This is a genomic window from Lysinibacillus piscis (genome assembly GCF_026012395.1).
Classification (GTDB): domain Bacteria; phylum Bacillota; class Bacilli; order Bacillales_A; family Planococcaceae; genus Lysinibacillus; species Lysinibacillus piscis.
On sequence record NZ_BRZA01000001.1, the window covers coordinates 684,549 to 709,297 of the forward strand.

At 37.7% G+C, this 24,749-nt stretch carries 26 protein-coding genes; 6 read left to right on the forward strand and 20 right to left on the reverse strand.

All coding sequences use genetic code 11. The annotated features are described in order from the left end of the window. The 6 genes from OPF91_RS03545 to coxB form a co-directional block, all read right to left on the reverse strand. On the reverse strand, window positions 1-462 hold the full coding sequence (locus tag OPF91_RS03545) for a DUF420 domain-containing protein (protein ID WP_264987303.1): 462 nt from the start codon (window positions 460-462) through the stop codon (window positions 1-3). Between the two features lie 33 nt (window positions 463-495). After that, window positions 496-1,425 (reverse strand): cytochrome c oxidase assembly factor CtaG, encoded by a 930-nt coding sequence (gene ctaG / locus OPF91_RS03550; RefSeq protein WP_264987304.1) that lies wholly within the window; start codon window positions 1,423-1,425, stop codon window positions 496-498. Between the two features lie 150 nt (window positions 1,426-1,575). Continuing rightward, window positions 1,576-1,920 carry a cytochrome C oxidase subunit IV family protein gene (locus OPF91_RS03555; protein ID WP_264987305.1) on the reverse strand — a complete coding sequence of 115 codons (345 nt, stop codon included), beginning with the start codon at window positions 1,918-1,920 and terminating at the stop codon, window positions 1,576-1,578. Then, the gene (locus tag OPF91_RS03560; RefSeq protein WP_264987306.1) at window positions 1,920-2,546 is read right to left on the reverse strand and encodes a cytochrome (ubi)quinol oxidase subunit III; all 627 of its coding nucleotides are present in this window, start codon (window positions 2,544-2,546) and stop codon (window positions 1,920-1,922) included. The genes OPF91_RS03555 and OPF91_RS03560 overlap by 1 nt, the downstream gene beginning before the upstream one ends. Beyond that, a complete protein-coding gene (gene ctaD, locus OPF91_RS03565; protein WP_264987307.1) occupies window positions 2,546-4,429 on the reverse strand; it encodes a cytochrome c oxidase subunit I in 1,884 nt (627 codons plus the stop codon). Before ctaD ends, OPF91_RS03560 begins: the two co-directional genes overlap by 1 nt. A gap of 41 nt (window positions 4,430-4,470) precedes the next feature. Next, window positions 4,471-5,556: a cytochrome c oxidase subunit II gene (gene coxB / locus OPF91_RS03570; RefSeq protein WP_264987308.1), complete on the reverse strand. Its 1,086-nt coding sequence runs from the start codon at window positions 5,554-5,556 to the stop codon at window positions 4,471-4,473. A gap of 772 nt (window positions 5,557-6,328) precedes the next feature. On the opposite strand from coxB, the gene OPF91_RS03575 reads away from it, so the two are divergent. Then, window positions 6,329-7,252 carry a COX15/CtaA family protein gene (locus OPF91_RS03575; RefSeq protein ID WP_264987309.1) on the forward strand — a complete coding sequence of 308 codons (924 nt, stop codon included), beginning with the start codon at window positions 6,329-6,331 and terminating at the stop codon, window positions 7,250-7,252. Between the two features lie 122 nt (window positions 7,253-7,374). Here OPF91_RS03575 and pyc read toward each other — a convergent pair whose 3' ends face one another. The 3 genes from pyc to OPF91_RS03590 are packed head-to-tail and all read right to left on the reverse strand — an operon-like array spanning window position 7,375 to window position 12,343. Beyond that, window positions 7,375-10,809: a pyruvate carboxylase gene (gene pyc, locus OPF91_RS03580; RefSeq protein ID WP_264987310.1), complete on the reverse strand. Its 3,435-nt coding sequence runs from the start codon at window positions 10,807-10,809 to the stop codon at window positions 7,375-7,377. A gap of 11 nt (window positions 10,810-10,820) precedes the next feature. Next, entirely contained in the window at window positions 10,821-12,002 is a 1,182-nt protein-coding gene (locus OPF91_RS03585; RefSeq protein WP_264987311.1) for an FtsW/RodA/SpoVE family cell cycle protein, read from the reverse strand. Between the two features lie 59 nt (window positions 12,003-12,061). After that, window positions 12,062-12,343, reverse strand: a complete 282-nt coding sequence (locus OPF91_RS03590; protein WP_264987312.1) for an Fpa/YlaN family protein — start codon at window positions 12,341-12,343, stop codon at window positions 12,062-12,064. Between the two features lie 344 nt (window positions 12,344-12,687). Between OPF91_RS03590 and OPF91_RS03595 the strand changes: the two genes are divergently transcribed. Together OPF91_RS03595 and OPF91_RS03600 are read left to right on the forward strand one after the other, a co-directional pair. Next, window positions 12,688-13,188: a peptidyl-prolyl cis-trans isomerase gene (locus OPF91_RS03595; RefSeq protein WP_264987313.1), complete on the forward strand. Its 501-nt coding sequence runs from the start codon at window positions 12,688-12,690 to the stop codon at window positions 13,186-13,188. Between the two features lie 11 nt (window positions 13,189-13,199). Next, window positions 13,200-13,406, forward strand: coding sequence for a YlaI family protein (locus tag OPF91_RS03600; protein ID WP_264987314.1), 207 nt, complete (start codon window positions 13,200-13,202; stop codon window positions 13,404-13,406). 43 nt (window positions 13,407-13,449) lie between these two features. On the opposite strand, the gene OPF91_RS03605 is transcribed toward OPF91_RS03600, so the two are convergent. The 5 genes from OPF91_RS03605 to typA form a co-directional block, all read right to left on the reverse strand. Beyond that, window positions 13,450-14,217, reverse strand: a complete 768-nt coding sequence (locus OPF91_RS03605; protein ID WP_373877032.1) for an ABC transporter permease — start codon at window positions 14,215-14,217, stop codon at window positions 13,450-13,452. Between the two features lie 19 nt (window positions 14,218-14,236). Beyond that, on the reverse strand, window positions 14,237-15,004 hold the full coding sequence (locus OPF91_RS03610) for an ABC transporter ATP-binding protein (protein ID WP_264987316.1): 768 nt from the start codon (window positions 15,002-15,004) through the stop codon (window positions 14,237-14,239). A 1-nt stretch (window position 15,005) separates the two neighbouring features. Continuing rightward, window positions 15,006-15,992 carry an ABC transporter substrate-binding protein gene (locus OPF91_RS03615; protein WP_264987317.1) on the reverse strand — a complete coding sequence of 329 codons (987 nt, stop codon included), beginning with the start codon at window positions 15,990-15,992 and terminating at the stop codon, window positions 15,006-15,008. Between the two features lie 128 nt (window positions 15,993-16,120). Then, the gene (locus OPF91_RS03620) at window positions 16,121-16,516 is read right to left on the reverse strand and encodes a YlaH-like family protein (protein ID WP_264987318.1); all 396 of its coding nucleotides are present in this window, start codon (window positions 16,514-16,516) and stop codon (window positions 16,121-16,123) included. A 30-nt stretch (window positions 16,517-16,546) separates the two neighbouring features. After that, the gene (gene typA / locus OPF91_RS03625; protein ID WP_264987319.1) at window positions 16,547-18,391 is read right to left on the reverse strand and encodes a translational GTPase TypA; all 1,845 of its coding nucleotides are present in this window, start codon (window positions 18,389-18,391) and stop codon (window positions 16,547-16,549) included. Between the two features lie 114 nt (window positions 18,392-18,505). Between typA and OPF91_RS03630 the strand changes: the two genes are divergently transcribed. Continuing rightward, window positions 18,506-18,691, forward strand: coding sequence for a DUF5325 family protein (locus OPF91_RS03630; protein WP_264987320.1), 186 nt, complete (start codon window positions 18,506-18,508; stop codon window positions 18,689-18,691). A 70-nt stretch (window positions 18,692-18,761) separates the two neighbouring features. On the opposite strand, the gene OPF91_RS03635 is transcribed toward OPF91_RS03630, so the two are convergent. Continuing rightward, window positions 18,762-19,556: an inositol monophosphatase family protein gene (locus OPF91_RS03635; protein WP_264987321.1), complete on the reverse strand. Its 795-nt coding sequence runs from the start codon at window positions 19,554-19,556 to the stop codon at window positions 18,762-18,764. A gap of 134 nt (window positions 19,557-19,690) precedes the next feature. Beyond that, a complete protein-coding gene (locus OPF91_RS03640) occupies window positions 19,691-19,888 on the reverse strand; it encodes a YkzI domain-containing protein (protein WP_264987322.1) in 198 nt (65 codons plus the stop codon). Between the two features lie 103 nt (window positions 19,889-19,991). Here OPF91_RS03640 and OPF91_RS03645 point away from each other — a divergent pair, with 103 nt between their 5' ends. Then, window positions 19,992-20,618, forward strand: a complete 627-nt coding sequence (locus tag OPF91_RS03645) for a YktB family protein (RefSeq protein ID WP_264987323.1) — start codon at window positions 19,992-19,994, stop codon at window positions 20,616-20,618. Window positions 20,619-20,748: 130 nt separating this feature from the next. Here the strand turns inward: OPF91_RS03645 and OPF91_RS03650 are convergent, their stop codons facing one another. Beyond that, complete coding sequence (locus OPF91_RS03650) at window positions 20,749-21,036, reverse strand: UPF0223 family protein (protein ID WP_264987324.1); 288 nt, start codon at window positions 21,034-21,036, stop codon at window positions 20,749-20,751. A gap of 20 nt (window positions 21,037-21,056) precedes the next feature. Next, window positions 21,057-22,016: an NAD(P)H-dependent flavin oxidoreductase gene (locus OPF91_RS03655; protein WP_264987325.1), complete on the reverse strand. Its 960-nt coding sequence runs from the start codon at window positions 22,014-22,016 to the stop codon at window positions 21,057-21,059. Between the two features lie 144 nt (window positions 22,017-22,160). Between OPF91_RS03655 and OPF91_RS03660 the strand changes: the two genes are divergently transcribed. Then, window positions 22,161-23,630: an aminotransferase class I/II-fold pyridoxal phosphate-dependent enzyme gene (locus OPF91_RS03660; RefSeq protein WP_264987326.1), complete on the forward strand. Its 1,470-nt coding sequence runs from the start codon at window positions 22,161-22,163 to the stop codon at window positions 23,628-23,630. 37 nt (window positions 23,631-23,667) lie between these two features. On the opposite strand, the gene OPF91_RS03665 is transcribed toward OPF91_RS03660, so the two are convergent. Both OPF91_RS03665 and OPF91_RS03670 read right to left on the reverse strand, forming a co-directional pair. Beyond that, on the reverse strand, window positions 23,668-24,348 hold the full coding sequence (locus OPF91_RS03665; RefSeq protein ID WP_264987327.1) for an LrgB family protein: 681 nt from the start codon (window positions 24,346-24,348) through the stop codon (window positions 23,668-23,670). 3 nt (window positions 24,349-24,351) lie between these two features. Next, a complete protein-coding gene (locus tag OPF91_RS03670; RefSeq protein ID WP_264987328.1) occupies window positions 24,352-24,717 on the reverse strand; it encodes a CidA/LrgA family protein in 366 nt (121 codons plus the stop codon). Window positions 24,718-24,749: the final 32 nt, after the last annotated feature.

Genomic DNA, 24,749 nt, shown 5'->3' on the forward strand with positions numbered 1-24,749 from the left:
TTAAAAGCCTAAAATAGCTTTAATTACAGATGTTGTTTCACCTGGTTCAAATAAAATATAGAGTAGTAAATACACAAGTACACCTGTAACAGCTACAAAAAACCAAATAATACTTGTAATAGGCCCAATGCGTTTGTGCAGTTTTATCTTCATTTTCAATCCAGAAATAATGCTAACAACCCCAAATACTGCACCAGTTGTTGCCAAAATAATATGGAAAATCAAGAAAAATGTATAATATGGCTTTAAATTATCTCCGCCACCAAATGCTGTGTTGCCAATAAAAATTGTACGTGAAGCATAAATTAGGAAGAAAATTAATGCGGCAGCACCCGCAGCAAGCATCACTTTTTTATGTGCTTCTACTTTCCTTTGTACAATTAAGCCCCAGCCAATCGCTACTAATACCGCACTAATCACAATAAATGATGTACTAATAGTAGGTAAAATGTGTAATTCCATTTGCAAATCTCCTTATACAAAACATTTTCTTCTTTATACTTGATGTTGTCTTTCTAGCTCTAATTTTGCTTGATGTGCTTTTAACGCATCGGCTGTAATTTTATCAGGATCTTTTTGCTCTGAACGATACCATTTTGTAAAGATAGAGGCAATTAACACACCAAAAATAATCTCTTGTATAATTTTCATGAGCACACCGCCAAGCTGTTGGTCCTCAACTGGCTTCATATCAGTAAAAAGCTCTGGTCCTGATAAAGACAGTCCTGATAAAGTAGATGCAGGTACACAAAGCTCCATCGCCTTTAGCCATGCCTCACCATTCGTATACGTTTCATACATCGCACTAGATGCAAAAATAATAAGCGCACAGGCTGGTGTAATTAACACCGCATTGGCAATAATATAGCCTAACTTATATAAAGGCTTCATTTGCTCTTGATTTGGCATTTTTTGAATCAACGGCCAATACATAAAAACAGCAGAAACAAATAAGATAAATGTATAAATGCCATGAAGCGTTTCATTCAATTTAATAAAGTCTAATACAGATGGTAAATGATAGATAGAAAATAAACCAATAAATACTAATGTGGATACAATCGGCTTTGTCCATATTTTAAAGATGACTCGTACAACAGGTGTTTCAATCACAACTTTCCATACCCACCATGGAATACCTTTGATTAAAAAAATCGGGATAAATAATAGCAATACAGCCATCTGCACCATATGCATAGTAAACATAATATGTGCCATTAAGTCTATCGGTGAGCCTTTAATGATATAAATCGAAACCATTGCTATAAGGAAAGAAATCGCTTCACTTTTCTTCAAAGGTTCACTCACTTTAAAATCTTGTCGCCATTTCGCCGTCATTAAAAAATAAATAATAATAATAAATGTAATCAATCCCATTAAATATGGGCTCCATAAAGCTTGAAAGCCAAATATACTAAGTGGCATACTATATGCACTCCTTTAAACTTCAATACTTTCATTATAGAACGCTTCTAGTCATACTGCAATGAACGAACCGTGAACAAATCCCTATCTTTTTTATACTAATATAAAAACACGCTCCTACAAAATTGTAGTGAGCGTGTTTTGTTGGTGTTACCACCAAATGATTGTTAAAAATGCTAAGAAGAAAGTAAAGGCAATAAATATACCTACCCACATAAAGAAGCCAATCACTTCACCGAAATGTGTTTTTTTATCTTCTAAGTGCATAAAAGAATAAAGTTGAAGTACCACTTGCACACCTGCAAGCAATAGGATGAACGGGAAAATTAAGTATTTAGAGAATCCCGCAGCAGCCATTCCAAATGCGATAAATGTTAAGAAAATCATAATCGCAAAGTTTACTACTTGTTTACGCATATGAAGCGCATTATGATGACGATCATATTCGTATTGTGCTTGAGATTTAGCAACTATTGGTGTATCGTGAGAACTCATTATCCGATCACTCCCATCAAGTATACTACTGTAAAGATAAATACCCAAACTACGTCGATAAAGTGCCAATATAAAGCAGCCACGAAGAATTTAGGCGCATTGTATAAGTTTAAACCACGATTTGCATTACGAATCATCAATGCTAAAATCCATCCAAGACCTAACGTTACGTGGAAACCATGTGTACCTACTAATGAATAGAATGATGTAGCAAACGCAGATTGTGTAAATGTAAAGCCTAGGTGTGTATAGTGATAGAATTCATAGATTTCTAAAGCTAAGAATCCAAATCCTAGAAGTACTGTAATTCCTAACCACGTTTGCATCCCTTTAAAGTTAAAGTTACGCATATGATAAATCGCATACACAGATGTTAATGAAGAAGTTAATAGCAACATTGTCATTGCAAATGCTAATGGTAATTCAAATAACTTTTCTGTTGAGAACTCCATGCCTGCTGGCCCTTTGTTCTTAAGTGCTAAATACGTCGCAAATAAACTTGCGAATAGTACTACTTCACAGGCAAGGAAAATCCAAAAACCAACGATTTTATTTTTCCCTTCCATCGTTGCCTGTTCAGGATGGTCTGGCCAAGTATGAGGAGTAAATTTAGTGTTGTAATCCATTATTTATTTCCTCCTTTGCCATAAAGATGTTCTTCAATTTCAAGAATGTCTTCTTTGTGTAAATGGAATCCATGATCGTCTTTAAGAGAACGTGTTAACATTGCACCAAATGTAATAGCTAAACCAATAATTAAAATATAAATAGACCATGGCTTATCTGCATCTGGATTATAAAGAGCACCGAATGCCGCAATGAACATACCTAAAGAAATCACAACTGGAATTGCTGAGTTGTTTGGCATATGTACATCACCAACTGGTTCAGCAAATGTTACTTCTGTATTACCTTCTTGCTTCTCAATCCACCATGTATCTAAACCACGAACAAGTGGTGTTTGGCGGAAGTTGTAGAATGGAATTGGTTGTGGAATTGACCATTCTAATGTACGTCCATCACCCCATGGGTCGCGTCCTGCTGGTTCACCTTTAATAGATAGTAAACAGTTAATAACTAATAAGATAACCCCTACACCCATCATTAATGCACCGATTGTAGAAATTAAGTTGAAGTTATCCCAGCCTTGACCTTCCATGTATGTGAATACACGACGTGGCATACCCATTAAACCTAAGAAATGTTGGATAAAGAACGTTAAATGGAATCCGATAAAGAATACCCAGAACGTAATTTTACCAAGTGTTTCATTTAACATACGGTTGAAGAAAATTGGCCAGTAGAAGTGCGCTGAACCAAATAGTGCTGTTACGATACCACCTACGATTACATAGTGGAAGTGGGCAACGATAAAGTAAGAATCATGTAATTGATAGTCAAGAGGAGCAGCAGCTTGCATAACCCCTGTTACACCACCCGCAACGAATGATGGAATGAAACCAAGTGCATATAGCATTGGTGTTGTTACTTTAATGGAACCGCCCCAAATTGTTAAGATCCAGTTGAATACTTTCATACCTGTTGGAACACCAATTGCCATTGTTGCAACAGCGAAAATAGCGTTTGCTGTTGGCCCAAGACCTGTTGTGAACATGTGGTGAGCCCAAACCATGAATCCTAAGAAACCAATTAAGATTGTTGCGAATACCATTGAAGAGTATCCGAACAGACGTTTACGAGAGAACGTTGGAATAATTTCAGAGAATAAACCGAACGCTGGTAATACTAAAATATAAACCTCTGGATGTCCAAAAATCCAGAATAAATGTTCCCAAATAACTGTGTTACCACCCATTGTATGGTCAAAGAAGTTACCACCAAACATACGGTCAAATAACATCATTAATAAACCAATTGTTAATGGAGGGAATGCGAATAAAATTAGTGCACTTGAAATCATAGCAGTCCAAGTAAATAATGGCATACGCATAAATGTCATACCAGGAGCACGCATTGTAATAATCGTTACGATAAAGTTAATACCTGAGATTAATGTACCTGCCCCTGAAATTTGCAAACCAAGTACATAGAAGTCAATACCATGTCCTGGAGAGTATAAAGATAATGATGCATAAGAAGTCCAGCCCGCATCAGGAGCGCCACCCATAAAGAATGATAGGTGAAGGAATACTGCACCTAGGAAGAATAGCCAGAATCCTAAAGAATTCAAGAACGGAAATGCAACGTCACGTGCACCAATTTGTAATGGTACAAGCATGTTCATAAATGCGAATAGCAATGGAGTTGCCGCTAGGAAAAGCATTGTCGTTCCGTGCATTGTTAATAATTCATTGAAAAAACCAGCTGAAACGAAGTCATTATTTGGCTTCATCAATTGAATACGCATTAATAATGCTTCAAAGCCAGCGATAGCAAAGAACAATGTACCAGCTAATAAATACATAATTGCTAACTTTTTATGGTCAACAGTTGTAATATAATCCCAGACAATTGCTCCAAAGCTCTTTTTCTGTGTGTATGAGCTCACAGCTTTTACCTCCCTCAAAATTTGTTACATCAATCATTAAATTATTTTTCAACGGATAAACTCATGATATATGTTGCAAGAGCATCAATTTCTTCATCTGTTAATTGACCATAGATTGGCTCAGAACCATCTTGCTTCATCATTAAGTTACCTGGTTTGAATTCTGCTGGATTTTTAATCCATGCTTTTAGGTTTTCTTCGTTATGTTCTAAGAAACCAGCAACACGGTTACGATCACCAAATGCTGTTAAGTTTGGACCTACACCAGGACCACCTACACCTGATACAGCATGGCAAGATAAACAGTTGTTAGCAAATGTTTTTTCACCTAAGTCAACTGCGTTTTTATCTGCTACTTGACCTTCAGTTGCTTTCATAGAAGCTACCCAAGCATCAAATGCCTCTGGGCTTAATGCTTTTACTTTGAAGTCCATTAATGCGTGTGAAGGGCCACATAGCTCCGCACATTTACCGTAGAATACGCCATCTTTCAAATCTTTTGATTCTTTATCAAACTCTAGATAGAATTTGTTCAAGTTTTCTACGTTTGTATCCATTTTACCGCCTACAGCAGGAATCCAGAATGAGTGCTTAACATCAGCAGCTTTTAAGTTAAAGTAAACTTTTTCACCTGTTGGTACAACAAGTTCTTGTGCAGTAATAATGCCTTGGTTTGGATATTCAAACTCCCACCAATATAATTTTGCGGTTACGTTAACTGTTAATGCTGTTTTATTACCCTCTGCATCAACCTCATCCATTGCAGCAACATCTGCGAATTTATAAGTCGTGATAACAACTGGTACAGAGATAATTAATAATAAAATAATTGGAATGACTGTCCAAATCACTTCAAGTGTATGACTACCTTCCACTTGTTTTGGAATTACATTCTCGCCAACTTTTGAACGGCGATATTTTACGAATGCAAGTAGATAGATAACAGATACAACTACGACAACAATTGTCATAATAATTGTCGTCATAAGCAATAAGTTTAATTGTTGCTTACCTACTTCTCCAGATGGTTTTAGTGTAGATAAATAATCTTCACCACAACCTGAAAGGAAAACCATCATCACTGCTAGCAGTGAAAATAGACGCCATTTTTTAAGCCCTTTCATCATAGCTTAATCAAACCCCTCTTTCTTTGTCGTATTTTCATGTGTACATGGGACATTGGTTCAATCTATATGAATTCTTTAAATTAAAGAAAGAATTCCTTATTTCAACAAAATGTGTCACAAACAACAAATGCAATCGACATCGTTATTTAGATTCCTTTTCACATATCGTCCCCACATGCCGTAAATAACAAAATTTCACCTACAAATTACTATGAAAGGCTATGATTACAACAAGCATTCCTTTTTCCATTTAGTCAAAGGTTACTTTGTCTTGTGTCATATTCATTGTGCTTTTTGTATTCCTTGATTCTGAGCCATCAAGAATGCGTACGTTTCACAGCACAATACCTCTCCTTTCATTTTTGTAAGCATATTCCGCTAACATAACTATAGCGAAATTTGCGATTGATTTCTAGACATTAAGTGAAATTTAGATGAAGTTGTAAGAATTAGTTTTGCCTAGAAATATAATTAAAACAACATATCTATAGTAAAACATTTTCTAAAGTGAATTGTGAAGGTTAAAGCACGAAATTATGAACAATTTGTGAAATGGAATCGACATCTATTCATCAATCTAGATTACAAGTTGTTTTTTAGCTATATTTTCGATATTATCGAGTAGCAGAAACATTACATGCACGTAATATTTCTTACTTAGTGTAAAACTTTATTCAGTAGGTTATATCCCCTTCAAATGTTCGTTCAATCAATCTCTACTGATACTAATTTTACTAGTTCATTATGGGATAAAGTAGGTGACTTCTTTTTTATGAAACAAAGTAAATATATGAAATGGCTTGCAGTCGCTGCTACAATTGGCATGCTCCTTATTTTATTAGGTGGTGCACTTGTCACAAAAACAGATAGTGGCTTAGGATGTGGTCGAAACTGGCCTGACTGTAATGGCTCATTAATTCCAAAAGAGATTACAAAAGAAGTATTAATTGAGTTTTCTCATCGACTTGTGACAGGTGTTGTCTCATTTGCTATTTTAGGCTTAACAGTCTTAACATGGCGTAAATTGGGACATATTCGTGAAGTGAAATTGTTAGGTTTTCTAGCGATGTTTTTCTTAATTGCCCAAGCCTTAATTGGGGCAGCCCAAGTACTATGGGGACAAGGTGACTTTATTTTAGCGCTTCACTTTGGTATCTCACTCATCTCCTTTGCTGCTGTACTACTTCTTTCTTTAATCGTTTTTGAGGTGGATCGCAAATTTGATGCGGATAAAGTCTTTATAGGCAAAAAATTGCGCTGGCATACTGTAGCGATTACGATTTATTCGTATTTAGTAGTCTATACAGGTGCACTTGTACGTCACACAGAATCTAGTTTAGTATGTCCAGACTGGCCGTTTTGTTATAACAATGCCCCTCTAACATTCCCAAATAATATGTATGTTTGGATTCAAATGGGGCATCGCTTAGCCGTATTAATTATTTTCATTTGGATGGCCTATATAACATGGCATGTGGTCAAAACGTATAAAGATCAACGTGTTATTTATTACGGTTGGATTTTTGCATTTATTATTGTCATTTTACAAGTGCTCGCAGGTATGCTCGTTGTGCTTACACAGTTAAACTTAGTAGTAGCACTATTACATTCATTCTTTATTTCCTTGTTATTTGGCTTATTCTGCTACATGATTATGTTAGTCGCACGTAGCAATTATAATGAAAGAATAAAATAATCATAGAAAAAGGTTAGTAGGACGCTTGAAACGTCCCACTAACCTTTTTCTGTATTAAAAATCCAATTGGTGAAACTAACAATCAGTGATGGATAAGGAACCTCACTGATTGAAGGTTCATTTTATTCTAATTCGATTAATAAATCACCTGTTGAAATCGCATCGCCTGCACTTGCATAAATTTCTTTCACTACCCCATCTTTCGGTGCTTGTACTGTCGTCTCCATTTTCATGGCTTCTGTAATTAACAGATGATCGCCTCGTTTGACTGAGCTACCTTTCGACACAACAACTTTTAATACCGTACCTGGCATTGTTGCACCAATTTGATTTGGATTACTTGAATCTGCCTTTAATGCTAGGCTACCATCTACTTCTACTGTCATATCTTGAATAACTAGCTCACGAGATTGACCGTTTAGCTCAAAGTACATAACACGTGTACCATCATGCTGTGGCTCACCAATCGATACCAATTTGATAATAAGTGTTTTTCCTTTTTCAATCTCAATCTCAATTTCTTCACCTAGCTTTAAGCCATATAAGAATGTTGGCGTATCTAAGACAGAAATATTGCCAAATGAATTTAACGTTACTGCATATTCCTCAAATACCTTTGGATATAGTGCATATGCTAAAACATCACGCTTTGTCACAGGTCGATCTAATTTTTCTTCCAATACTGCCTCTAACTGCTCAAAATTCACTGGCTCTAATAGCTCACCAGGACGAACTGTAATGGCTTCACGATCTTTCAAGACCACTTTTTGAAGCTCTGTTGGGAAACCACCATGTGGCTGTCCTAAATAGCCTTGGAAAAACTCAATCACAGAGTCTGGGAAATCAATTGTTTGCCCTCTTGTTAACACTGTGTTTTCATCTAAATCATTCTGCACCATGAACAATGCCATATCGCCAACTACTTTAGAGGATGGTGTTACTTTCACAATATCACCAAACAACAAGTTGACACGTGAGTACATGCGTTTCACATCATCCCAACGGTCCCCAAGTCCAACTGCTTTCGCTTGTTGCTGTAGATTGCTATATTGACCACCAGGCATTTCATGAACGTAAATTTCTGAATGTGGACTAATCATGCCACTTTCAAAGTCATTGTAGTATTTACGCACATCTTCCCAATAATAAGATAGCTTTTCAAGTGAATCGATGTTTGCACGGATTGAACGTTTACCGCCATTTACTGCATAGTATAACGAGTTGGCACTTGGTTGTGATGTTAAACCTGCCATAGAGCCTAGCGCTGTATCAATAATATCTACACCCGCTTCAATGGCTTTAGCATATAGATAAATACCATTGCCACTTGTATCATGTGTATGCAAATGAATCGGTAGACTCGTTGTCTCTTTTAATTCGGAAACTAAACGATACGCTGCTTCTGGCTTCAAAAGACCTGCCATATCTTTAATTGCTAAAATATGTGCACCAGCCGCCTCTAATTCTTTCGCCATATCTTTGTAATATTGCACCGAATATTTTGTGCGGTTTGTATCTAAAATATCACCTGTATAACAAATTGCAGCTTCCGCAATTTTACCTGACTTGCGTACTTCATCAATCGCTACTTCCATTCCTTTAATCCAGTTCAAGCTATCGAAAATACGGAATACATCCACACCTGATGTTGCCGATTCAGCAATGAATTCACGGATTAAATTATCTGGATAATTTGTATAACCAACCGCATTGGCACCACGCAATAACATTTGGAATAAGACATTCGGAATTTGCTGACGTAATTTTGCTAATCGCTCCCATGGGTCCTCTTTTAAGAAACGATAAGCTACGTCAAATGTCGCCCCACCCCACATTTCAAGCGAGAAGAAATCATGCATCATCTGTGCTGTTGCATCAGCAATTTGGAACATATCTTGTGAACGCACACGTGTTGCAAGTAGAGACTGATGGGCATCACGGAATGTTGTATCTGTTAATAACACATCTTCCTGTGCTAAAATCCACTTCACCAATCCGTCTGCACCTTGTGTATCTAAAATTTGCTTTGTTCCTGCTGGAGGAACAATAAGCGTGTCCACCTTTGGAATGCTTGGTTGTACAAAAATTGGTTTTGCTTTCTTTTCTACACCTGGGAAACCATTTAATGTCACATTGCCAATATAGCTAAGCAATTTTGTTCCACGGTCTTTACGCACTGGGAAATTGAATAATTCAGGTGTTGTATCAATAAAACTTGTATCAAAAGTACCTGTTAAAAACTTTTCATGTGTGACTACATTATTTAAAAATGGAATATTCGTCTTCACACCTCGAATACGGAATTCTTTTAAGTTACGGTCCATTTTTGCAGCCGCTTCTTTAAATGTCATACCCGATGTCGAAATTTTCACTAGCAATGAATCATAGTATGGTGTAATCACGGCACCTTGGAAGCCATTCCCTGCATCTAAACGAACGCCAAAACCACCACTTGAACGATATACCATCAATTTCCCTGTATCTGGCATAAAGTCGTTTGCTGGGTCTTCTGTTGTGACACGTGCTTGAATCGCATAGCCAATCATTGGGATTTTATCTTGTTGTGGGATATGAATTTCTTCACCATGCAGTGTATAGCCAGCAGCTACTTTAATTTGAGCATGAACAATATCAACACCCGTAATCATTTCTGTAATCGTATGCTCAACCTGAATACGTGGATTTACTTCAATAAAGTAAAACTCTTCACCTGCCACTAAAAACTCAACCGTCCCTGCATTTATGTACGAGACATTTTTCATTAATTGTACAGCGGCATCACAAATCTTATTTCTTAAATTTTCTGAAATCGAGTTCGATGGAGCAATCTCAACAACCTTCTGATGACGACGTTGAATCGAACAATCTCGCTCATATAAATGCACAATATTACCATGCTTATCACCGATAATTTGTACTTCAATATGCTTTGGCTTAATAATCGCCTTCTCTACATATACTTCATCAGAGCCGAATGCTGCTTTTGCCTCTGATTTTGCACGCTCATAGGAGGAAGTTAAATCCTCTTGTGTATGAACAAGACGCATACCACGACCACCGCCGCCTAATGCTGCCTTAATCATAACAGGATAGCCGTATTCGCTAGCAAAAGCTTCTACCTCTGCTAAATCAGCAACGGGTCCATCTGTGCCTGGAATAACAGGAATACCTGCCGCAATCGCCTGCTCACGTGCTTTTACTTTATCACCAAACATATCCAAATGTTTTGAAGTTGGTCCAATAAAGATAATACCTTCTTCTTCACAGCGGCGTGCAAATTCCACGTTTTCTGATAAAAATCCGTATCCTGGATGAATAGCATCCACATGTGCATCTTTAGCAATGGCAATAATGCCCTCAATATCTAAATAAGCATCAATTGGTTTTTTACCAGCACCTACTAAATAGGCTTCATCTGCTTTAAAGCGGTGGAAGGATGCGATATCCTCACGTGAATAGATTGCGACTGTAGGAATATTTAACTCCGTACAAGCACGAAAAAGACGAATTGCAATTTCTCCTCGATTGGCTACAAGGATTTTGTTGATTGATTCCATATGGTTCCTCCTTATGACTGTAATTTCTTTCTCTCTACCTTTTCAAACATAGACACATTTATCAATATACCCATAGCTAGAGATAACACTATTATAGATGTCCCACCATAACTAATAAAAGGTAGCGTGACACCAGTTAACGGGATTAACCCAGTTACACCCCCAAGATTAATAAAGGTTTGCCAGCCAATCCAGCTCGCAATACCCGCCGCAATCATGCGTGCTAACGGATCCTTCGTACGTAATGCTATTGAGAATCCTTTATATATAATAAATCCTAAGCCACCTACGACGATTAAAGCCCCCCAAATACCGAGTTCTTCTAAAATAATCGCCATAATAAAATCGGTTTGTGGCTCAGGCAAATATCCTAATTTTTGAATAGATTGGCCAAGTCCTCTACCAGATACTCCTCCTCCACCAATCGCATAATAACTATTTACTACTTGCTTTCCAACATTATCTTCATAATCAAATGGATTAAAGTAAGATAAAATTCGCCCTTTTCGACTTCCTGTAAGTAGGTCGCCTTTAAACAACAGCAATATACCAATAATGGTAGCACCAAATACGCCTAATACACCTAAAAATTTCCAAAATATTTTAAATGGAATGCCACTTGCTGCTACAACTGAGACAGCAATTCCACATAGAATAATACTAGCTCCTAAATCTGTTTCAAAAGCGACACCTGCTAAAACAAGTATCCATAAAAAAATAGGATAGAAGATTTCCGTTGGCTGTAGTTTTTCAAACGTATATTTTTGTGCCTTGCGATAAAAGGCAGCGGCAAAATATAAAATAACAAATAATTTCGCATACTCAGATGGTTGGAAATTTCCTAATCCAGGTATCTTTATCCAACTTTGTGATCCTACATCTTCTGCACCATGCCCCCATATTTTTAGCCATGTAAACAGGATGGCTAGCACAATCGTTAATAACAGCATAATACCTTTGCTTGCATAGTGTTTGTAAGGAAAAAAGGCTGTAACAAAAAAGCCAATGGCAGCAACGATTAAATTTTTCACTTGTCTAATGTAATAATAATCTGGCCCTTCTCCTTCTCTCACAACAGAGACCAACATACTTGAGCTATAAATCATGACTAAGCCAAATAAACTAAGCCCGACAACTGTAAAAAATAATGGGTAATCAAAGTTTTGCATGTAGCGTTTTATATATTGTTTCATCCCGAAAACCTCGTTCTAGTAAAAAAACTCAAATCGCATATTGCGTTTGAGTTTTTCTTTTATTTTTCTGTATACGCGTCGTGTAGCAAGGAAAGCTCTTTTTCCAATGAATCAAGAATGGCTTTTCCTTTTTCGCGTTCAATTAGGCCAAGCTTCACCGCAAAATCAATTTCACGTGAAAGACCAAACATTTGTGTATCTAATACTTCCTCATATAAAGGGCATTGTGGCATTGTTAAATTATCCATTTGTACTCGAATGAGACGAGCTATTTTATCTGCATCGACAATTAAAAGCTCCAAAGCCTTCTCTTGAAAAGAAGTTTGAGATTTCGTATCCATGAGGACGCCCCCATTACATGATATTTCTTCGATTCTATCTTAATAAAGTTTATCTTTTAGTCGATAAAAATGCAAGTGTCTTTATTGGAAAATAGAGAATTTGAATGATATTTCTTTATTTTTCTGCACAAATTAGCGTAAAGACCTGTATAAAGTGAAATTACCAACCTTAATTTTTACAGGCTGTTGATCCTCACTTATACAGTTTGTTTCCACTCTCTATTTTGAAGTAGGGTCTTACAGCCTGTTAATATGGGATAAATACTAGAAAGTAAAATTGATTAATCGTTCCTATTAGCGTTATACTAGGACATGTCTATAAAGTTTAGAGGAGGTATTCATTGATGGAAACCATTATTCCAATCAAAGGTGCTGTTGCATTTCAATTAACATTAGATCCTACTGTTTGGATTTTTGATGATCGCAAATTAGATTTAACGACTTATTTCACTTCACAATCAGTTGAAGAAGATATGGACATCAAATATATGCGCGAAGTAGGCGCACATTGGTCACGTGAAATTATGGAGGGTGCTACTTTCCCACCTACATTAAAATCTGAGCGTAAATTTGATCGTAAAGGCATGGAGACAGGGACATTTGGTATCGAATTAAGTCATTTTTTGAAAAATGCTGAGCCAAAGCCTGAAGCGACAAAAATCGTCATTGAGTGCCAAGAAAATAAGGAATATTCATTTACATTAGAGGAAGCCAAAACATTAATTTTTAAATATAGTCAAGATGGCAAACCACTAGTAGAAGATGGCCCTGTGCATGTTTTATTAGGTGATGGCTCCAATGTTCATGAGCCAATTACGCATGTAACAGCCATTCGTGTAGAATAGGGGAGAAGAAGATGCGAGTGAAATGTGTAATTTGTGATCGTATTGACCATTTAGAGGATAATTTGCCATTAGCAAAAAAGCTACGCAATCGTCCTATCCATACGTATATGTGCGAGTCTTGTCATGAACGTATCGCTCAGAATACTGCAGCACGGATTGAAACAGGTAACTTCCGCTTTTATCGTACAACATTAGAAATGGATAAAGATTTTATCTAAATGAATTTTATGAGAGGAGATGGCTTATTGGCAGCCATCTCCTCTAGTCATTTTGCTTCACAATCCGTCTTTCCACTAGCTCCACTACTTGATACATCAATGTAGCAAAAAAAGCGATGATCAGCAAGGACATCAACACGAGATTAAAATTAAATACTTGGAAACCATAAATAATTAAATAGCCAAGCCCTTTGGAAGCTACTAAAAATTCACCTACAATGACACCAACCCATGATAAACCAACATTGACCTTTAATGTTGAAATAATTGTTGGAAAGGAAGCAGGTAAAATGACTTCTCGAAACACTTGCCACCTTGTTGCTCCAAACGTTTGCAATACTTTACTATAATTAGGGTCTACACCTTTAAAAGCCGTATAAACAACAATCGTCGTAATAATAATCGAAATTAACGCACCCATTGCAATAATAGAAAAATAGCCTGGACCTAAGGCGACAATCAAAATGGGACCAAGCGCTACTTTTGGCATAGCATTTAAAATCACTAAATATGGATCAAGCACTTTAGATAATAAGGACGACCACCATAATAACGTGGCTAGCAACGTGCCGATAAACGTGCCTGCGAGAAAGCCGATAACCGTTTCTATAAGTGTCACATTTACATGTAACAATAAGGAGCCATCCACGATTTTATCATGCAATGTCTGCCATACCTTTGTAGGTGAGCTGAATAGTAAAGGATCAATCCAACCTAAACGAGACAGGACTTCCCAGCCTATAAAAAACAGCAGTAGAATGGTTAGTTGATAAAAGCGTACCATACGCTTTTCCTTTTTCCGTGCCTGCATAAATTGCTGCCATGTTTGATTAGCCAAGGCTCTCCAGCTCCTTCCAAATCATCTGGAATACGCTCGTATACATCGCATGTTGCCTTACTTCAAAGGGTGATAATTGACGTAATTCTTTCGGTATGTCAAATATCCGATGTATTGTACCTGGATTAGCCGATAATAAAATCACTCGCTCACTCATCGCAATGGCTTCTCCAATATCATGTGTCACTAGAATAGCCGTTTTTTGATGATTTTTTAATGTCGCTCCAACAAAATCTTCGAGCTTCAATTTTGATTGATAGTCCAATGCTGAAAATGGCTCATCTAACAATAAAATTTTCGGATTCACCGCCAAGGTTCGAGCAAGTGCAACACGCTGTCTCATGCCTCCTGAAAGCTCTCTTGGATAATGATTACCTACATGTGGTAAGCCAATTTCCTTCAATAGTGCATTAACGGTCACTTTATGTGCTTTTTTACTATGCTCCATCATGTTTAAACCAATGGTGATATTCTCCGCAATCGTTTTCCATGGAAATAAATAATCTTGCTGAAGCATATAGCCAATAAGTGGTGGCTGTTGTACCGTCATTTTTTCTCCATGCACATAAATATTCCCCTCTGTCGGTGTTACTAATCCTGCAATAATTGACAATAACGTCGTCTTACCACAGCCACTAGGACCAATCAATGACACAAATTCGCCCTCATGAACAGTGAAATCAATATCACGTAATACTTCTTTCGCCTGTGTAGTAGAAAAATAGCTATGACCAATATGCTCTACTGTTAGAAAAGCCATATTACTCAACAGCCTTTTGTGCAAAGATTGTATTCACCAACTTCTCATAAGCCACACGCTGTGGTAGCTCACCAGCCGTTTCCATAATCGTCTGCAGGTTCTCCCACTCTGCTTCATCTAATATTGGATCTGTCGCATAGGACCCCTGTGATTTATAACGTTCCACCACTGTTTCAATTAATTGAACATCCACGTTTTCAAAATAAGGCTGAATCACCTTTGCCACCTCAGCAGCACTTTCTTGTTGCACAAAATCCTGTGCACGTTTTAAAGCATTTGTAAAGCCTTGTACCGTTGTAGCTTGTTGTTCTAAGTAACTATTTTTTGCCATAAATGAAGTATACGGTAAAGTGCCTGATTCTGTACCAAAGGATGCCACAATATGCCCTTTGCCTTCTTGCTCAAAGATGCTCGCTGTTGGCTCAAACAATTGGACAAAATCACCCGTACCAGAAGCAAAAGCTGTGGAAATATTAGCGAAATCAATATTTTGAATCAATGTTAAATCGTTTGCAGGATCAATACCATGCTTTTTTAACACAAATTCCCCTGCCATTTGCGGCATGCCACCTTTGCGCTGTCCTAAAAATGTAGAGCCTTTTAATTGTGCCCATGAAAAATCGTCCATTTGCTCACGTGCCACTAAAAACGTACCATCTGTTTGTGTAAGCTGAGCAAAATTACGAATCGGGTCATTTGCCCCCTGTAATGTCACATAAATAGATGTCTCTGAGCCAACGAGTGCTATATCAATACCGTCAGAAAGCAAAGCTGTCATCGTCTTATCGCCACCAGCAATCGTTTGTAGCTCGACAGCTAAGCCTTCCTCCTCAAAGAAGCCCTTCGCTAGTGCAACATACTGTGGTGCATAAAAAATAGAGCGTGTCACCTCTCCCACCTTCACCGTTTCTAATGACTCCTGTTGACAAGCTGCTAAACATAGTAACGCAATTACACTAATATACAAGCTCCTTATAAACCAACGCATACGATTTCCTCCTTTATCACTGAAAATAAGCCTATCGCCATTAACTTATTCAGCTAGGAGAAATTCGGTTCCACTACGAAAAAAACAGCCCTAATGTTTTCACATTAAGACTGCTTTCTTGATCTATATTATTGATTGGTAGCCTGCTCTTCTTTTTTCTCTTTTCGTAATCGAGCTTTATAGATGATTAAAATTAACGCTGCTACAATTAGCCCCTCCACCATCGGAAGATAAATGGCAAAAAACGTTAAGATAATACAGCCTAAAAATAAGAACACATAAATCACAATATTTTGAGATAGTTTTAGCTTTTTAGCAAAGCCTAGTTTATAAACAACTGCGGAAAGTGCGAACACAAGGAAAAATAGAACATAGCCAGCTATTTCATAACTTGGTAAATTTTCATATAAAAAACGAGTGATACCTGCCATTTTTTCATATGCATCTGTCGTTTCCTTTACATTTGCTTGTGCAGCAACTTGCATAACAGGTAATTCACCTAATAAAGCAGATTTTATATCCAAGACTTCTCTTCCTTTCATGGAAGCAACAAATTATTGTTCAGCGTTTTTTAATCTTTTCGCTGCTTTTTCACGTTCATTTTTATCTAGAATTTGTTTACGTAGACGAATTGATTCAGGTGTGATTTCTAAATACTCATCATCATTTAAAAATTCTAATGCTTCTTCTAATGTTAATAAACGTGGCTTTTTAATAACGTTTGTTGCATCTTTTGTCGCAGAACGAATATTCGTTTTTTGCTTCATTTTTGTAATATTTACTGTAATATCATTGTCACGTGTATTTTCCCCAACAATCATACCTTCGTAAATTTCAGTACCTGGCTCCACAAATAGTGTACCACGGTCTTCTACTTGCATCATACCATAAGTTGTGGATTTACCTGTTTCCATTGACACAAGTACACCTTGGTGACGTCCACCAATACGACCAGCAATATATGGTTGGTAGCAATCGAATGTATGGTTAATAATACCGAAACCTTTTGTCATTGACATAAATTCTGTCGTATAACCAATCAAGCCACGAGCAGGTACTAAGAATGTTAAGCGAACTTGACCACTGCCATTGTTCACCATATCTAACATTTCACCTTTACGTGTACCAATTGATTCAATGACAGAGCCAACATTTTCTTCTGGTACATCGATTTGTACACGTTCAAATGGCTCACATTTCACGCCATCCACTTCACGAATGATTACTTGTGGTTTTGATACTTGTAGCTCAAAGCCTTCACGACGCATATTTTCAATCAGAATAGATAAGTGAAGCTCACCACGTCCTGAAACTGTCCATGCATCTGGTGAATCTGTATCTTCTACACGTAAAGATACGTCTGTTTGAAGCTGTGCACGTAAACGCTCTTCTACTTTACGAGCTGTTACCCATTTCCCTTCACGACCTGCGAATGGTGAGTTGTTCACTAGGAATGTCATTTGCAATGTTGGCTCATCAATACGTAATGGTGTAAGTGCCTCTTGGTGCTCAACAGGACATACTGTTTCTCCAACGTTGATGTCTTCCATCCCTGATACGGCAATTAAATCACCAGCTTTTGCTGATTGAATTTCTTCACGCTTTAAGCCGAAGAAGCCGAAGATTTTTGTGACACGGAATTGTTTCACAGTACCATCTAGTTTCATTAAAGCTACCTGTTGACCAACCTCAATTGTACCACGGAATACACGTCCGATACCGATACGACCAACGTAGTCATTATAATCTAGTAATGCTACTTGGAATTGCAATGGATCTGCTGAATTATCAACTGGTGCTGGAATTGTTTCAATTACTTTTTCAAATAGACATTGCATAGTTTCTTCTTGCTTTGTTGGATCTGCATCAAGAGAAGCTGTCCCATTTACACCTGAAGCATAAACAACAGGGAAGTCTAATTGATCATCATCTGCACCTAGCTCGATAAATAATTCTAATACTTCATCTACTACTTCTAATGGACGTGCTGAATCTTTGTCCACTTTGTTTACAACAACGATTGGCGTTAATTTTTGCTCCAACGCCTTTTTCAACACAAAACGTGTTTGTGGCATACAACCCTCATACGCATCGACAACTAGTAAAACACCGTCTACCATTTTTAAAATACGTTCTACCTCACCACCAAAGTCGGCGTGTCCAGGCGTATCAAGGATGTTGATACGAGTTCCATTATAATTAACTGCTGTATTTTTTGCTAAAATCGTAATACCACGTTCACGCTCGATATCATTTGAGTCCATTGCACGCTCTTCTACATGCTCATTTGAACGAAATGTTCCAGACTGCTTTAATAATTGGTCAACCAAAGTTGTTTTCCCATGGTCAACGTGGGCGATTATTGCGATATTGCGAAGATCTTGACGTAAGTTTGTCATTATTCCACTCCATATTCTTTTTTCGAATGTTTAACTGTGATATTATAGCACATGAAGGGAAGAAATGTCCTTATTAGAATTAAAAATCTTATATTAATTATAGGAGGATTCATCATGAATCGTGCAAAATTCGTCATGGCTATTTACGCATTAGCTGCTATTTTAGCGATGTGCTCAATTGGCTATTCTGTTGCTGCTGGTAGTGTTCTTGGCATTATTGCAGGGATTATCGCAGTTTGTGTCGTTTTTATGACAGCTTTCAAAATGAAGAAAAAATTTCGTGATCAGGGGCTTTTGTAAAGAATACTTGTCTCTGTTCTGACAAAGCAATAAAGAGGAAGGAGCCGTCTCTTGTAGACAGGCTCCATTTTTATTCGTAAGGAATAATATAGTTTTCTAATAATTCTTGATGAATGGAAGGATTGGCAATAATAAAAGTGTCAGCATGAAGGAAATCAAAGCCTTGCCCATGTAAATTAGTTGCAATCGCTCCTACCTCATTGGCAATAATCGTTCCACCTGCGATATCCCATGGTGACAGACGCATTGACACATAGGCATCTAATTTACCACTCACAACAAACGCAATTTCCATAGCAGCAGAACCATAAGAACGTGTACCACGGATTTTACGAATCAATTCAATCACTTTCTCATGATGTACACGACGATTCGGTGCTACCCAGCTAGCGTTAATACCAATCATTGCTTCCTTTAATGGTACAGCCTTTAACTTGCGCAATGGCGTGTCATTATACCATGCGCCTTGTCCTGCAATTGCATGGAATAAATCTTCACGCATCACATCAAATATGTATCCCAATTCCCCAATGCCATCCACAAAAATGCCAATGGAAATCATAAAATGACGATGCTGTTTCACAAAATTCATCGTGCCATCAATCGGATCAATAATCCATACGACACCATCTAGGGATTCCACTTTTTCGCCCATACCTTCTTCACCTAAAATTTTGTGCGTGGCATCAAACGCTTTTATTTTTTCGATAAAAAATAATTCTGTTTCACGGTCAATATTTGTCACGAGGTCGTTGGCATCTGACTTTGTCTCTACTTTTAAATCATATGTAAAAGCCTCTCGAATGCGACGACCTGCTTCAAAAATAATACTTTGTGCAAATTGATCCATTTGTTGTAAATCCATAAGACCCCACCTTTCAACCATCTATTGCTTATTTTCTCACAATAACATATTTTCATTTTACTCTTTTTTACACAAAAAATCACCTGCTGTCTGAATATTCAGCAAGTGATTTTTAGATGTCGTCTACGCTGCACTCATACATAGGCGTGCAAACTTTCTAATTCCATTTGAATTTCTGCTAAACGTGCTTTACATTTTGCAATTTCGGCTTCGTTCTTTTCATTCATAGCAAAGAATAGTGATGCTAATTCATAGTCTAGTTCCAATTGTAAAATGCGTTCGTATTGCTTTTCTACTTCAACTTTACTTATAATTTTTACAGTCGGTCTCATCTTAATCACTTCCTTTTTATTTTTTAGAAAAGGTGTTGTTATCAAATTTTTTCCCATTTTCGCAGTAATTTAAACCTAATTCATTGAAAGGAGTAAATTTAAATTGTCAAAAATAAAATGGACAAAAAAAGATTTTCAAGTTTTTCAAATTGATGGCTTAGAGCAACGAATGGAGGCTTTAACGGCCTTAGTACGACCTAAATTTCAACAATTAGGCGAGGAATTTTCTACTTATTTTTCCACTCAGCTTGGGGAAGAATTTTATCCACATACCGCAAAGCATGCACGCAGAACCGTCAATCCCCCAAATGATAGCTGGGTTGCCTTTGCACCATATAAAAGAGGCTATAAAGCATTACCTCATTTTCAGATTGGTCTATGGAGCACACATTTATTCATCGTCTTTGCAATTATTTATGAAGCTCCACAAAAAAACGTAATGGCTGAGCGTTTATTGGCACAAAAACATCTACTAACACAACTACCAAATGATTTTATCGTGTCTGGCGATCATATGTCTCCAGAGTCTATTTCACTACAAGAGGCAAAAGACCAACAGCTAGATGAATTGCTCTACCGTTTACGAGATGTGAAAAAAGGGGAGTTTTTAGTAGGGCGACATCTTTCACAGGAAGAGGCTGTGAAGCTATCCGCTAAACAACTTTATCAACTCATTGAGGAAACATTCGACCAACTGGTACCTATCTATAAGGCAGCCACCCTTAATTGAGGAATCTATCCGTCAGTTTAGGAGTTCCATCCGTCAGTTCGGCAAGTCTATCCGTCACTTTAAGCATTCTATCCGTCAGTTCCCTTCAATAAAGACAAAACGGATGTGAGCTCAATACTCACATCCGTTTTTAATGACGTTGCTTCGGTGCTACTTTTATAATTGTACCATCACTTGCATCTTTCATCTGCTTGACAACAGGGTAGCTCACATAACCGCTTGCCTCCTCAAATTCTCGGAAAATCGACTTTTCCTCAGCCTGCGAAGGGACAATTTCTTTGAAGCGGCGATATTTAGCTAACATCACTTCACGTTTAATGCCCTTTTCATATGCTTTTTCAATGCCTTCAAAAAATTGAATAACATCCACGATTTCCTCTGTTGACCAATCGACTGAAAACGGATAAGAATACTCCATTCACTCTAACCACCTTTACGTTATTGTCCCCATTGTAATCGGATTTGCTTTGCTTCTGCAACCATACGCTGCATTAACTCCGCAACAGTTGGTATATCATGAATCATTCCCGTTACTTGACCAGCCCAGCCAAAACCTTTATCATGTTGCCCTTCATAAATAAAGCGTTTATTTGCTGTGCCACTAATATAATCTTTCAATGCCTCATAGGTTGGTGTCACCTGTTCAATTTCTATTATTTTATTCGTAAAATCATTGCGTAATGCTCTAGCTGGTGCACCAATAGAGCGCTTAATAATCGTTGTATCTGTCTCAGAGCTTGCCAGTAAAGCAGCTTTATAGACTTCAGATGCATCCACACATTCTTTTGTCGCAATAAAGCGTGTACCCATCTCAATGCCTTCAGCTCCAAGTGCATGTGCGGCCATCCAGCCACGACCATCGCCAATACCTCCTGAGGCAATAACAGGAATTTTTACACTATCGACAACTTGTGGTACAAGCACCATCGTTCCTACATCATCACGCCCTAAATGACCACCACCTTCTTGCCCAACGACCATGACGGCATCGGCTCCTAATTGCTCTGCCTTTTGCGCTTGTCTACGTGCTGCTACTAATACTAGTTTTTTGATATCAGTGCCATCTAAAAGCTCAAAAATCGGTGCAGGATTTCCTCCTGTCATCGTCACAACAGGCACTTTTTCCTCAATTGCCACTCGTACCATATCCTCATAGCCTGTACCATGCATACCAATCGCAAAGTTCACACCAAATGGTTTGTCAGTTAATGTACGTACTTTGTGAATTTCAGCACGTAATCGCTCTGGCTCTCGTAAACTCATCGCTGTAATTTGCCCTAATCCGCCAGCATTCGACACCGCTGCCGCTAAATCAGCATAGGCCAAATAAGCTAGTCCTCCTTGAATAATAGGATATTGAATCGTTAACAATTCTGTCACACGTGTATGCCAATTCATCGAAACGCCCCTTTCATACATAACTAATTTCTCGAAGATTGTAAAAAATCCTTTTATTTTTTATGTAAAGTCTATTCTTTCATGTCTTAAGGTGCTATAATTCATTTGTTTTCTGAAATATTATAAAGTGAGGTGGTACCTGCGTTGTCACAATTAGAGACTCCATTGTTCGACGTGTTATTAAAACATCGGAACAGACATCCAATTCAATTCCATATTCCAGGTCATAAAAAAGGACAGGGCATAGATCCTGCTTTCCGAGAATTCGTCGGCGACAACGTTTTATCGATTGATTTAATTAATATTGCTCCACTAGATGATTTACATTCACCAAAGGGAGCTATAAAGGAAGCTCAAGCTCTTGCTGCAGAGGCCTTTGGTGCTGATTATACATTCTTTTCCGTGCAAGGTACTAGTGGCGCCATTATGACGATGATTATGACTGTCGTTGGTCCAGGTGATAAAATTCTAGTACCACGGAATGTTCATAAATCGATTATGTCAGCGATTGTTTTCGCTGGTGCAATTCCTATTTTTATTCATCCTGAGGTTGACAGTGAATATGGCATTTCTCATGGTATTTCACCTGAGGCTGTTGAAAAGGCTCTAAATGCCTACCCAGATACAAAAGCGGTTCTTGTTATTAACCCAACTTATTTTGGCTTTACAGCGGATTTAAAGCGTATTGTCGAACTTGCCCATAATCGCAATATACCAGTCGTTGTCGATGAGGCACATGGTGTACACATTAAATTCCATGATGATTTACCTTACTCAGCAATGGAGGCAGGCGCAGACATGGCTGCAACGAGCGTACATAAGCTAGGTGGTTCAATGACACAAACATCTGTCTTAAATGTACGAGAAGGTCTTGTGTCAGCTAAGCGTGTACAAGCTGTCTTTTCTATGCTGACAACAACATCAACATCCTATCCATTGCTAGCTTCACTGGATACTGCACGTCGACAGCTAGCCATTCATGGTTATGATTTAATTGATGAAGCACTGCGCTTAGCGAGAGATGCTCGTAAACGCATTAATCAAATTCCACATTTAAAATGTGCTGGCAAAGAAATATTACACTCATCTGCAACCTATGATATGGACCCACTAAAGCTACTAATTAGTGTGAAAGATTTAGGGATTACAGGTCATCAAGCAGAGGAATGGCTTCGTCAAAATGCCAATATTGAAGTAGAATTATCTGATTTATATAATATTTTATGTATCGTGACATTAGGAGATACGAAAAAAGAGGTAAATCTTTTATTAAATGCACTTGGTCGTATGTCAAAGGCATTTGATTCTGAGGCTGCTGTCACAGAAACAGTAGTCAATGTACCTGATATTCCAGCGCTTGCCATGTCACCACGTGATGCTTTTTATGCAGATACAGAAGTTGTACCTTTAGCAGAAGCTGATAACTGTATTTGTGCAGAGTTTATTATGGTGTATCCACCTGGTATTCCTATTTTTATTCCCGGGGAAATTATTACGAAGGAAAATATCGAATATATTCAGATGAATATCGAAGCAGGCTTACCTGTTCAAGGTCCAGAAGATACAACGTTAAAAACCATTCGTGTTATCAAAGAACGCAAGCCTATTATTTAAAGCAAAACTACCTTCCATAAAACAGGAAGGTAGTTTTTTAGTGTATAAAGAGATAGACAAATAACGGACATAAAATTGCACCAATAATAGCGGATAAAGTCATTGCTAATGAACCCATCGATAGCTCTTGCTCTCCATATTCCTTTAGCTTTGTCAATCCCACGCCATGTGAAGCACTGCCTATTGCAACACCTCGTCCAATCGCTGAATGAATACGACCATATTTGATAACAAACGCACCCATTAACGCCCCTGTAAAGCCCGCAATCATCACAAAAACAGCCGTCAATGATGGAATCCCACCAATTGTTTCACTGACCTGCATCCCGATTGGTGTTGTTAATGATTTCGGTAATGCTGCCAATAACCATTCTTGTTTCACGTCAATCCACTGCAACATAAAAAATACTGTGATTAAGCCTGTTAACATGGCAATCAAAGTACCTGATACAATCGCATACTTATATTTGATAATTAATGCTCGTTGATTGTACAGTGGATAAGCTAAGGCTACAACGGCTGGTCCCAACATTCTTTGAATCCATTGTCCTCCTGTCATATAAGTAGTATATGGAATAGCAAACACCATCAAAATAACGACCGTCAGTACAGTTGTTGTCACAATGGGCATCATAAAAGGAAATGGCCATCTTTGATACAATTTGGTTAGCAAAATAAACGCTATAATCGTACAAAGTATTACGCTAATCGCAATCATTGCTTATTCCTCTTTTCTTTCTCTTTTTTCAATGAACTGCGTCACTACCCCTGTTACATAAATAGCAAGTAATGTACTGACAATCACTGAGATGACTACTAGCATCCCTTTGATGGATACAAGTTCGGGATAATCGATAATCCCAACTGTTGCTGGTATAAAAAATAAGGTTAAAATACTAATTAAAAAGCCTGCTCCATCTTGTATATATTCTACCTTCACTATTTTTTGCATTAATGCTGCTAATAACAATAAAAGCCCCACAATACTAGCTGGAAAAGGTAGATGCCATAACGATACAATGCCTACACCCATATAATAAAAAACATTTAGTATCGCTATTTGTATAATAATTCTAATTACATTCATTTTATCTATAGCGAAATAATGAATCGCTCGTA